The 11,729-nt window shown below is 62.5% G+C and carries 8 protein-coding genes; 5 read left to right on the top strand and 3 right to left on the bottom strand.

Annotation, left to right across the window (positions count from 1 at the left end; all coding sequences use genetic code 11):
- The first annotated feature begins 137 nt into the window (after nt 1–137).
- The 3 genes from ACK3R5_RS08405 (at nt 138) to ACK3R5_RS08395 (ending at nt 3,023) form a co-directional block, all read left to right on the top strand.
- Nucleotides 138–932, top strand: a complete 795-nt coding sequence (locus ACK3R5_RS08405) for a helix-turn-helix transcriptional regulator (RefSeq protein WP_411966661.1) — start codon at nt 138–140, stop codon at nt 930–932.
- 99 nt (nt 933–1,031) lie between these two features.
- Nucleotides 1,032–2,159: a pyridoxal phosphate-dependent aminotransferase gene (locus tag ACK3R5_RS08400; protein ID WP_411966660.1), complete on the top strand. Its 1,128-nt coding sequence runs from the start codon at nt 1,032–1,034 to the stop codon at nt 2,157–2,159.
- Between the two features lie 135 nt (nt 2,160–2,294).
- Entirely contained in the window at nt 2,295–3,023 is a 729-nt protein-coding gene (locus tag ACK3R5_RS08395) for a hypothetical protein (RefSeq protein WP_411966659.1), read from the top strand.
- Nucleotides 3,024–3,191: 168 nt separating this feature from the next.
- Here ACK3R5_RS08395 and ACK3R5_RS08390 read toward each other — a convergent pair whose 3' ends face one another.
- The 3 genes from ACK3R5_RS08390 to ACK3R5_RS08380 form a co-directional block, all read right to left on the bottom strand.
- Complete coding sequence (locus tag ACK3R5_RS08390) at nt 3,192–3,557, bottom strand: hypothetical protein (RefSeq protein ID WP_411963611.1); 366 nt, start codon at nt 3,555–3,557, stop codon at nt 3,192–3,194.
- Between the two features lie 241 nt (nt 3,558–3,798).
- On the bottom strand, nt 3,799–6,876 hold the full coding sequence (locus tag ACK3R5_RS08385; RefSeq protein WP_411966658.1) for an FAD-binding and (Fe-S)-binding domain-containing protein: 3,078 nt from the start codon (nt 6,874–6,876) through the stop codon (nt 3,799–3,801).
- 106 nt (nt 6,877–6,982) lie between these two features.
- Nucleotides 6,983–8,725, bottom strand: a complete 1,743-nt coding sequence (locus tag ACK3R5_RS08380) for an L-lactate permease (RefSeq protein ID WP_411966657.1) — start codon at nt 8,723–8,725, stop codon at nt 6,983–6,985.
- A gap of 371 nt (nt 8,726–9,096) precedes the next feature.
- On the opposite strand from ACK3R5_RS08380, the gene ACK3R5_RS08375 reads away from it, so the two are divergent.
- Both ACK3R5_RS08375 and ACK3R5_RS08370 read left to right on the top strand, forming a co-directional pair.
- Nucleotides 9,097–9,738 (top strand): helix-turn-helix domain-containing protein, encoded by a 642-nt coding sequence (locus ACK3R5_RS08375; RefSeq protein WP_411963608.1) that lies wholly within the window; start codon nt 9,097–9,099, stop codon nt 9,736–9,738.
- Between the two features lie 123 nt (nt 9,739–9,861).
- Nucleotides 9,862–11,694, top strand: a complete 1,833-nt coding sequence (locus ACK3R5_RS08370) for an Nramp family divalent metal transporter (protein ID WP_411963607.1) — start codon at nt 9,862–9,864, stop codon at nt 11,692–11,694.
- Nucleotides 11,695–11,729: the final 35 nt, after the last annotated feature.

Here is an 11,729-nt window from a genome sequence, read left to right as displayed (position 1 = left end):
TCCGCCAACCGACTTTACATCACCTCTCGACCGACTCACTCAACGGGCGATTGCCCCTATATAAATGTGTCTATCATTTATATCCATGACGTCGATTTTACGTCAATTTAAATACAGACACGTTCATTAATACTGACATGGGTGGTTCCGGACTAGGCGACGTGTTCGACGTGCTCAGGTCGCGGACAGCGGTTCTCGCTGCGCTGTCCGAGGAGACGAAATCACCGACCGAACTGACGACCGAACTCTCGCTCTCTCGGTCGACCATCGACCGGGCTATCCACGAACTCGAAGACGTGGGATTCGTAGATACCACCGACGGTACCGTCCGAGTGACGCTCTTCGGCCGGTTGGCTATCGAGACGTACGCCACCTTCGTCGAGAACCTGGACAGTATCGGTGCCGTCGGGGACCTCTTCGAGTCGTTGCCACTTGACGCGCCATTCGACCCGGTGATGGTCGAAGGAAGCAGTGCTGTCGTCGCAGACGGACCGGACGACACGCGTCCACTCGACCGGATGGTCTCCTTTACAGACGATGCGATTTCGATTCGTGGGTGTGTGGTGGAGGCATCGGAAGCGCTCGTCGAAGCGTACTACCGCCGTCTGCTCGACGACGACGACGTCTCCGTCCACCTCGTCGCGACAGAAGACGTCGTCCAGCGACTCATCACGACGTACCGGTCACAACTCGTCGAACTCCTCGGGGACGAGTCGTTCTCGCTTCGGTCCACCGACTCGCTCCCGTATACGCTTCTCGTCGTCGAGTTACCACGAGGCCCCGTCGTCGTCCTCGGCGTCTACGACGAGGGACGACTCGTCGGTGTCGTCCACAACGACGACCCACGGGCGGTCGAGTGGGCACGCTCTCAGTTCGACCACTGCAGAGACGACTCGGACTCTATCCCGTTGTCGCCCTCTGTCGAAGAGTAATCGACCGTTCTTGCCACTGCTTCTGCGCACCGACGGACTGCAGTCCGTCGCGTGGACTGGAACCCAACGACTTACGAACGGGGGGTCGAAGTGGTGACAATGACGACGGCGTTCCCCGAAATTCCCTATCTGGAGTGGATAACCGACCGGGCCGACGAGGCGACGTACGACCTCGCGTCGAGTGACCTGCGTAGTGCCGACGACGAGGGCGGTGTCGTCCCGTCAACTCTCGCGGACCGCCCCGACCCAGAAGACGACGAGACACTCGTCCGTCAACTCGCGCGGACGTACGACGTCCCCGAATCGTGGGTCCTCGTCACGGCCGGGGCGTCGAGTGCGAACGTCCTCGCGACGTGTGCACTCCTCGACGACTCCGACCACGATGCCGCCGGTGAGGACGATAGCGACGAGAAGCCACAGGTACTCGTCGAGAAACCGGGCTACCAACCACTGTGTGCCATCCCCGAAGCGGTGGGTGCCCGCGTCGACCGATTCGTTCGCCCACCCGAGTACGACTTCGATATCGAACCGAGGCGAATCGGCGCTGCAGCGTCGGATTCCTTCTCTCACGCCGTCGTCACGAACAGGCACAATCCGTCGGGACGTCTCGCGTCGCGCGACGAACTCGCGGAACTGGCACTTGCCGCATCCGACGCCGGTGGCCGACTCCTCGTCGACGAAGTGTACGCTCCGTACATCGACCCGGCGCGGGACGGTCCATTCGGCGGTGTCTCCGCCGCGGGACTCCCCAACGTCGTCACCGTCGGGTCACTGACCAAGTTCTACGGCCTCGGGAACCTCCGAATCGGATGGATAATCGCCGACCCGGCGATTATCGACCGAGCACGCTCGATATCCCTGTACGCGCCGTCCGTGGCCGGCCCGAGTCGAACCCTCGCGCGCCGTGCCCTCCACAACAGTGCGGAGATAGAAACTCGGGCCCGAACGCACCTCTCGAAGAACCACGAGCGTCTCGCCGCGTTCGTCGGTGACCACCCGTCGCTCTCCGGGCGAATTCACGCTGGTGGCACCTTCGCGTTCCTCTCGCACGACGAACACGACGGTGACGAGATAGTCGATGCGGCGTGGGACGCGGGTGTGCTCGTCGTCCCTGGACGGTTCTTCGACGACGACGACTCGTTCCGTATCGCACTGGGTGGCGCGCCCGACGAGATGGACGCGGCGCTCGACGCCTTCGGGGACGTTCTGGACGCACTGACGAACTGAGAGGCGCGGGGACGGTGCCGCGAACCGTCCGTCGTCGGAACAGTCTCTGAGAGACGAAATTACCCGTCTGAGGTCTCAGAAAGCGAGAATCTGAGGAGGTCGATAAGTAAGTACTCCGCGTCGATACACAGTGAGATGAGTGACGCACGAACCCCATCCGAAGAACGACGCACAGACGAACGTGACCCGACATCGACTTCCACGACGAGTGGCACCCGTCGCCTCCGCAGGTTCGTGGGTGTCGCACTCGCCGTCACTGCCTACTGGACGCTCGTCAGACCCCGGATGCTGAACTGGGGGGCGACACCCACCGAAGTCAGGCGTCCATTGGCCGGTGACGCCTTGCTTCCAGAGCCTGACGGCGAGTCGACGATGGTAATCAGTATCGACGCCCCGCCGGAGGATATCTGGCCGTGGCTACGACAACTGGGCCAGGGCCGAGGTGGGTTCTACAGTTACGAGTGGGCCGAGAACCTCGTCGGACTCGACATTCACAACGCCGACGAAATCATCCCCGACTACCAAGACATCGAGATTGGTGACACGGTTCGACTCGGGAAACCCGACCGATTCTCCGATACCCACCTCGAAATCGCAGCGATTAGCCACGAACGCGCACTCGTCTTGCAGACTCCAGACCAACCGCCGTGGTGGGTCTGGTCGTTCGTTCTCGACCCCGTCTCCGAGACGGAGACTCGTCTCGTCGTTCGCTCGCGGATTCGGTTACCCGACAACCCGGTTGCTCGGGTCGCCAGTCAGGTAGTGCTCGACCCGGTGACGTTCGTGATGACTCGCGGGATGCTGCTGGGAATCAAGTCACGGGTCGAATCTGCTTCCGGTATCGAGACGCTGCTCGACGTGTAGCAACTCTGGCGGTCCCATCTTCGTCGTTGGGACCCGTCATAGCATCGCTATCGTGCACTGGCGATTCGAACAGGGTGGACACGGCACTGGAGGCGTTCGGCGACGGACGAGTCGGCCGCTAGCGACGGCCTGTCGCGAAATAATAGGCTTGGAACTAAACGTGCGATATCAGGTTGGGTTTGCGTGGCAGTTCTCGCCACTGTTCCGCGGTGCTTCCAGGTTCCCTTCGTCGATTTCGTTGTGAATCGAGTTCGCGTGGTCGGGGTGGTAGCTCTTTTCTCTCACTGGGTCACGGAGGTTCGGGTTGTGGTCGAACGCGGTCTGTGATGCGGGACTGTCCGCGTCGGGACGGTACGGATAGTGCGGTGAGGCGTATTCGTCGTCGCCGTTCCCCTGCCCCGGAATCTTACACGCTGGGTTGTGCGCTGCCGCCGGTCCGACGAAGAGGACCATCGAACCGACCACCATCAACGCGGTGAAGATGGCGATGCGCCGGCGGGTACCGACACGGGTAACTGTTGATAACACTGACATTACGGAATACACGACGACTGGAACCCGCTTTGTAACGAACGAGTTAGCCAGCAAAAATGTTCTCTTACTCTGATATACTCTCCCGCGTACCGGAAGAAAACCGGGTGAAAAGTCGTGAGATAGAGACCTTCTGAAATCGGCGTCAGTCGTCAATCCATGAACGAAAACCGGGTGACTCCGCCGAGGAACCCGGTGTCATTGCCTCTTCACGGACGACTACCGACCCGTCGAGAGTCGCCAACTACGCTTCTAGCGCGCGGGCGAGCATCTCGACTGGATGCGGCGGTTCGTCGTCGACACCCATATCTTCGAGTTGTGACCGGCAGGACGCGCCGGGTGCGACGACGACGTCTCCCGGACTCTCCGCGACTTGGTCCGAGAGGATGTTGCCAATCGCCATCGACATGGAGTAGTGTTCTTCCTCGTAGCCGAACGACCCGGACATGCCACAGCACGTCGAGTCCAGTGGGTCGACGTCGTAGCCAGCACGACGGAGGACGCCCACCGCGTGGTGGTCTTTCTTCGTCGACTTCTGGTGACAGTGACCGTGGTAGGTCAGATAGTCGTTCTGCGGGAGGAACGAGAGCTGCTCGTCCAGTCGGTAGGTGTCGAAGAACTCCATGATGCCGTAGGAGTTGGCGGCGACAGCCTCGACGTCGTCGCCCGAGAGCAAGTCGAGATAGTCCGACTGGAACATCACGGCGTCCGACGGTTCACAGAGGACGATGTCCCACCCGTCTTCGACGAAGGGTGCGAGCACGTCGACGTTCTGTTCCGCGTCTTCGCGTGCCTTGTCGAGGAACCCTTTCGAGTGTGGTGGGCGACCGGACCCGGCGACGCCATCGGGGATGCGAACGTGGATGTTCGCCGCTTCGAGCGCCTCGACGGCGGCCTTCCCGACTTCCGGGTGGTTGTAGTTGGTGTAGGTGTCGGGGAACAGCAACACCTTGCGCTCGGCTTGTTGCTCTGCGACCTGTGTCGCGCCGCGTGACTCGAACCAGTCGACGAAACTCGTCGAGTGGAATTTCGGGAGCGAGCGTTCCTTGGCGATGCCGATGGTCTTCTCCATCACCGTGCGTGCGCCGGGAACCTTCGTCGCGACGTTCGACAGCGGTGCGAACTGCGACCCGAGTGCGGACAGCGAGTCGATGTTGGCGAATATCTTGTCGCGAAGGCTCGACCCGTTGCGCTGGTGGTACTCGTGGACCACCTCGGCTTTCATCTTCGCCATATCGACGCCGCTCGGGCAGTCTTTCGAACAGCCCTTACAGCCGACACAGAGGTCCAGCACCTCGTGGACGAACTCGTCTTCGAACATCTCCTCTTCGGGGAGGCCACCGCTCATCGCCTGTCGGAGCATGTTGGCACGGCCACGCGTGGACTGAATCTCCTCTTCGGCGGCCCGGAAGGTCGGACACATGACGCCGCCGACAGTCGACTGTTGGCCGCGACACCCGGCACACCCGTGACAGAGTTCGACCATCCCTTCGAACCCGTTGTCGTTGTCCCAGTTCAGCGCAGGGTCGAACCCGGCGTCGAAGTCGTAGTCGGGCGAGAACCGGAGGTTCTCGGTCATGTCGTAGTCCCCGCAGATGTTCCCCGGGTTGAGGAGCCAATCGGGGTCGAACGCCGTCTTCAGGTCACGGAAGACGTTCCAGAGGTGGTCGCCGTACAGCTTCCGGTTCCACTGTGTTCGGGCGCGTCCGTCGCCGTGTTCGCCGGAGACTGACCCGCCGTACTTCACGACGAGGTCCGTCACTTCGTCGGCGATGGCTTCGAACGTCTCGACGCCTTCGACTGTCTTCGTGTTGACCAGCGGGCGGATGTGGAGCACGCCCGGCCCAGCGTGGGCGTAGTAGGAGGCGAAGGTGTCGTGTTCGTCGAGGATGTCCTGGAAGTCAGAGACGTAGTCGGGGAGGTTCTCCGCCGGGATGGCGGTGTCTTCGATGTACGCGATGTGCTTCTCGTCGGTCGTACGCGAGAGCAGAATCGGGAGCCCCGACTTGCGCATCTTCCAGAACTTTTCGCGCGTGTCGGCGTCGTGTGCCTCCATGAAGTCGGTCGCACGACGTTCTTTGTCGGTGACCGACGCGACCCCACCGTTCGGTTCGAGTTCCGTCCCGTCGGGGTCGATAACTCGGTCCTCGATGAGGTCTGCGACCTTCTGTTTGCCCTCTTCGTCGGTGTCGGCGTAGAACTCCACGAGGAGCGTCGAGTCGGTTCCTTCGGGGAGCATCCCGACGACGTCGGCGAACTCGGGCGTGTCGCGCGCGAGGTCCAAGAGCACGTCGTCCATCACCTCGACTGCCGCCGGTTCGTGTTCGAGGATGGGCGCGACGTCGTGCATCGCGTCGATGACGTCGTCGTAGGTGAGCAACGCCACGGACTTCGTCTCCGGAATGGTCGTCAACGAGACAGTCGCCTTCGTGACGATTGCCAGCGTCCCCTCACTCCCGGCGACGAGACGGCCGAGATTGACGTGCCCTGCCTCCCAGTCGTCGTCGATGCCGGTGTCGTCCGGCGTCCGACGCTCGCCGCGCATCTCGTCGACGAGCATGTCGAGGTTGTAGCCCGAGACGTTGCGTTTGAGGTCCGGATACCGCTCCGAAATCTCGTCTGCTTCGTCGTCGAGCACCGAAGCGACCTGTGCGTAGATTCGCTCTTCGAGCGTCCCCTCGGAGTCGCCCATCTCGCGGAGGTCATCGACGTGCACCTCACCGAACGTCGTCACCGTGCCGTCCGCGAGGACGACTTCGAGTTCTTCGATGTAGTAGTCGGTCTTGCCGTACTTCAGGGAGTGTGCGCCCGTCGAGTTGTTGCCGATAGCGCCACCGAGTGCCGAGCGGTCGCCCCACGCCGGGTCGGGAGCGAACTTCAGGCCGTGGGGGGCCAACTCCTCGTTGAGTTCACCGAGTCGAACTCCCGCTTCGGCGGTTGCCGTCGCGGCGTCGGGGTCGATATCGGTGACGTCGCCCATGTACCGGACCAGGTCGAGGACGACGGCCTCGTTGACCGTCTGGCCGGCGAGACTCGTCCCGCCGCCGCGTGGCAGGACGGGTATCTCGCGCTCGGCGCAGTACTCCATCACCGCCGCCACGTCTGCCGTCGATTTCGGCATGACGACGCCGACGGGCATCTTCTCGTACGCCGAGGCGTCCGTGGCGTACAGCGTTCTCGTATACGTGTCGAATCGCACGTCGCCCTCGACGATAGATTCGAGGTCTTCGACCAGCCCTGGCCGCTCTACGTCGTCGTTGACGTAGTCGTAGTTACCCTCCTGTGAGGGGTCGGCGGCCGCTTCGTGCGTGTTGGATGCCATTGATTAGCTCTCTTGTAAGTCGATGTGTCCGAAACAATAAAGCCACCCTGGGGAGGGTGTGTTTCGTCTCGTTCGTGAACTGTTCGCCTGAGGAACGTCCACTGACCTAGAACACGCCGGGGAACAGCACGTAGCTGAACAGGAGCGTGAGGAGGCCAGTGGCGGTTCCGTAGTAGACCAGTGGGATGAGTTCGAGGCGGATGACGCGCCCTTCCTCGCCGACGAGGCCGACGACTGCGAGTGCAGCGACGACGTTGTGGACGGCGATGAGGTTACCGATAGCGCCACCGACTGCCTGCGCACCCAGCATGACCGTCTTGGGGGTGCCAATCTGGTCAGCGACACCGTACTGGAAGGTGCCGAAGAGGATGTCGGAGACAGTGTTCGACCCCGCGAGGAACGCGCCGAACGCGCCCACGTAGGCGGCGAAGAACGGGTACGCACTGCCAGCGATGCCCGCCATGCCCTCGGAGAGGACGATGAGCATGCTGTCGGTGCCCGTCGCTGCGCCGGACTGGAGCATAATCTGCACCGTCGCGACGGCGAACAGGAGTGCGACGACTGCAGGTGCGACCTTCTCGATGGTCTCGCTCCACGCCGCTTTGATGTCGTTGCCGTCCATCCCGTGAACCGGAATCGTCACCAGGTGCACTGCGACGAACACCGCACCCGGCAGGTAGAGGAACGCGAAGTCGTTCCCGAGTCCCGTCCCGAGGATGTTGCTCCACCCGACGGTGAAGAGGTCCATCGTGACGAAGGCCTTGACGGGGTCGACGACGCGCGTGACGACGAGCAGGAGCGCGACGAGCGCGTACGGCGTCCACGCCTTCAAGAGCGACATCTGGCCGCCTGCGGGCATGGTGGACTGAACCGACCCACCGTCGGCCGCGACGGCGGTGTTGCCGCTCGTCGACTCGCCGGGTTCGATGTCACCGACCCAGTGGTCGGGCCATGCGGATTCGGGACCGAAGTCCCACTCTTCGTCGGGGTGGAAGAAGCCTGCTTTGAGCGCGCTGACCGTCACGGCGAGGCCGACCATCGACCCGAGCAGTCCCGGGAACTCCGGCCCGAGGAAGTACGCCGTGAGGAAGTACGGAACCGAGAACGACGCCCACGCGAACAGCGTGAGGGGAAGCACTTCGAGCGCCGGCTTGATAGAGCGCTCCTCACCGAAGAAGCGCGTCATCATCGCGACGCCGATGAACGGGAGGACGATGCCGACGATGACGTGGTGCATCGCAGCGAACACTGCGATTTCGCCGACCCACGCGGCAATCGACTCGTAGCCTCCGGCACCGAGGACGGTGGTGCTAATCGACTCGACACCCTCGAAGATGTCGATCATCCCGATGATGAGCGGCGTCCCAACTGCACCGAACGTAATCGCCATGAGGTTGCCCGTCAGGGCGACCACGACAGCGGCGAGTGGCGGGAAGCCGAGGCCGACGAGGAGCGGACCCACGATAGCTGCGGGCGTCCCGAACCCTGCGGCCGCCTCGATGAACGACCCCATGAGGAACACGAGCAGGACGACCTGCACGCGACGGTCCTCGCTGATAGACGCGAAACCGTTGTTGATAGCGTCGAACGCACCCGTCTGCTTGAGCGTGTACAGCAGCAGGATTGCGCCGAAGACGATGTACAGGATGTTCGCCGCCGTGATGAACCCGTTAATCGTCGACGCCGCAATCCACGTCGGATTCATGCCCCATCCGACGACCCCTGCGCCGATAGCGACCAGCCATGCGACCGGCATCGCCCGTGTCGCGGGCCAATACCGACCGACCATGAGGTACGCGATAGTCAACAGAGGCAGCAGTGCGATGAGTGCGTTGGTCGCACTAACCATGCTGCTCACCTCCGAAGTTCGTTCCAGCCGTTTCCGTTCCAGATTCGTGCCTGATGCGGTGCATCGTGGAACGACATTCCCATCTTTTGTGATAAATAACTATCGTCCATTTCTATTATTGAGGAATTCACCACCCAAGTTCGACCGCTCTCGGACTGCCACTACACACGTGTGTAAATCCCAAAACTGAGGATTAAGAGCGGAATTCTGTGCCATCAGTCGCTCTCGTTGACGTTTAGGATGTTGTGGTCTTCGGCGAACGAGATGGGAGCGACTCCCTATACAGTCGTGTGAAATGGCCTATATACACGTGTGAACTGGCTTTTCACTCGTGTGCAAAGGCTTTTACCCACGTGTGCAGAGGCCAAACCATGGAGGAGGAGTCTCGCGCGCGCTCACGAAACGAGCATGGACAGTACGTGGGGCGCATCGAGTTGGACGACGTGCTGGCGGTGTTCCGCGCCCGCGACGACGCCGCACGCCCTCTCACTGCGACTGACGTGATGGAGGCGCTGGACTGCTCACGCAGAACCGCGCACAACAAACTCAACGAACTCGAAGAACGCGGTGACCTCGCCACCAGAAAGGTGGGTGCGCGCAGTCGCGTCTGGTGGGTGCCGCTCTCTGCCGACGAACACGTGGCGACTGCTCGTTCGGATGCGGACGTCGACGACGACGCGGGGCCGGACGACGAAGACGCGAGGCCGGACGACACCGGGACCGAACTCGACCACCCGCCAGCAGTCTCGAACGCAATCGAACAGGCGGACCTCCCGGGGAGCGGTCCGATGTTGGACGCGCGGCGTGAGGCACTCTCCGCCGCCTACGAATACTTGACCGACCACCCCGAAGCGAAGAAGGCAGATTTCCTCCGCGACGTCTACTACAACTACCCTGCCGGGTTCGAATCGCCGGAAGGGTGGTGGAACGCCATCCAACCGGCGCTCAAACAACTACCCGGCGTCGACCCACCGGAAGAACGTGGTCACATCTGGCACTTCCTTGGTGGGTGATTGCCGACCGAAGTGTACGAGTGCACCCTACGAATTTATACGGCATCGGGCCACAGTCACGCCCAACGTATCGATGTCGTTCGATTCACCGGATGACGTGGTCGTCGCGGAGTGTGGCGCGCTATGAGCGATGTCCCACCTGAATCGAACACCGACGACGCGGCGCGGCAAGACTCCGCCGACGACGCGTCGCAGGTGGACTCGTCTGACGATGACGACGACGTACCGTCGGGCGGTGTCTCCGGGGGTGACGAGGTGTACGCCTCGGAAGTCGAGGGCAAACAGTATCGCGGCACGTGGTACCTCCCGCTTCGGTACGACGAACTAGACCAGTCGGACGAGTCGGAGGAGTATCCAGAACAGGGCACTGGCGGGTCCTTCCGTCTCACCGACCTGCCGCGCGTCCCGCGCGTGGGACACGTCGTGGGGCCGTCAGCGATTATGCTCGGCGCGTCGCTCGGCAGTGGTGAGACGCTCTTTTGGCCCGTCTTGACCGCACAGTTCGGGTGGACGGTGTTTTGGGCGTTCATCGTCGGCGTCTTCACCCAGTTCGTCATCAACACAGAACTACAGCGCTGGACGCTCGCGACGGGTGAGAGTATCTTCCGTGCGTTCGCGCGCGTCGGAACGTACTGGCCGTGGGCCTTCCTCGTCGGTGGCCTCGTCAGTCTGGGGTGGCCCGGGTGGGCCGCCGGTGCCGCACAGGTCGGTGCGACGGCACTCGGGTTGAGCGGGTCTATCGGCGTGTTCGGCTTCTCTATCGCCGTGTGGAAACTCATCGCCGTCGGGTTGATGGCCATCATCTGGCTCTCGTATCAGACGTCGTCGGTCATGTACAACGCCGTCGAGGTGTTCCAAATCGGCCTGTTGTTCGTCGCTATCGGTGCGACGCTGATGCTCGTCGCCGTCACCGGGTCGTGGGTGGAGTTCTCCAACGTCCCCGACGCGGCGGGGGCAGTCGGCCAACTCCCCGAGGGACTCGACATCGCCGTCTTCCTCGGTGGCCTCGCCTTCGCCGGCGCTGGTGGCTACCTCAACCTCTCTCAGAGCCTCTGGATGCGTGAGAAAGGCTACGGGATGGGTAACTACCAGGGCCGCGTCAAGAACCCGCTTCGCGGCGACGACCCAGAACCGATAGAGCGCGACGGCTTTACCTTCCGGCCCACGGTGACGAACCTCCGTCGGTGGCGCGGGTGGTGGCGCGTCGTCCAACTCGAACACTTCCTGACGTTCGTACTCGGGTTGCTCATCGTCGCGCCGGCGCTCATGAGCGTCGCCATCAAGTTCGCCCCCGGAACGACGACGGACGCCCTCCAGATGTGGCTCGGCGACGTCGTCCCGCTTCTCGGCCCCGTCGGGTCGTTCCTCGTCTTCGCCATCCTCTTCGTCGCGCTGTTTACCACTGAGTACGCAATCGTCGAATCGTTCGTCCGCAACAGTGCCGACGCACTCTACGAGGCGTACGGCCGCGACGCCGGGTGGGACCTCCCCAAGCTATTCTGGCGACTGCTCACCGCCTTCTGCCTCTGGGGCATCGTCATCATCCTCGTCTTCACCTCGCCGTTCGAGGGGCGCGAACCCTTCTTCTTCCTCGTCGTCGGCGCGGCGATGTCTGGCGTCATCATGTGGCCCTACACCGCGCTCGTCCTCGTGATGAACACGACGCGACTGCCCGAACACATCCAACCCGGATGGGGCCGCGTCGTCGCCATGTGGTGGGCAACCGGATTCTACGGGTACTTCAGCGTCCTCCTCATCGGAACGACGCTGGCGCAACTCGGGGCAGGTGTGTTCGAGACGGCGCCGGTCATCGTCGGGAGCGCTCCCGGCGGGTACCTGCTCTGGGCGGCGTATCTGTTGGTCCAAGCCACCACCGTCTGGAAGTCCGTGAAGGGCAAGCGCGAGGCGGCAGGCACTGTCGCCGACGCCGAGGAAGCGACCGGATGGTTCTCATAAAGTCCCAAACCTTCATGATTAACCAATAGAGGGCT

The sequence above is a fragment of the Haloferax sp. YSSS75 genome (assembly GCF_046764215.1).
GTDB lineage: Archaea > Halobacteriota > Halobacteria > Halobacteriales > Haloferacaceae > Haloferax.
Note: the sequence above shows the minus strand (reverse complement) of the source record. Positions and strands in the feature narration are given on the sequence as shown.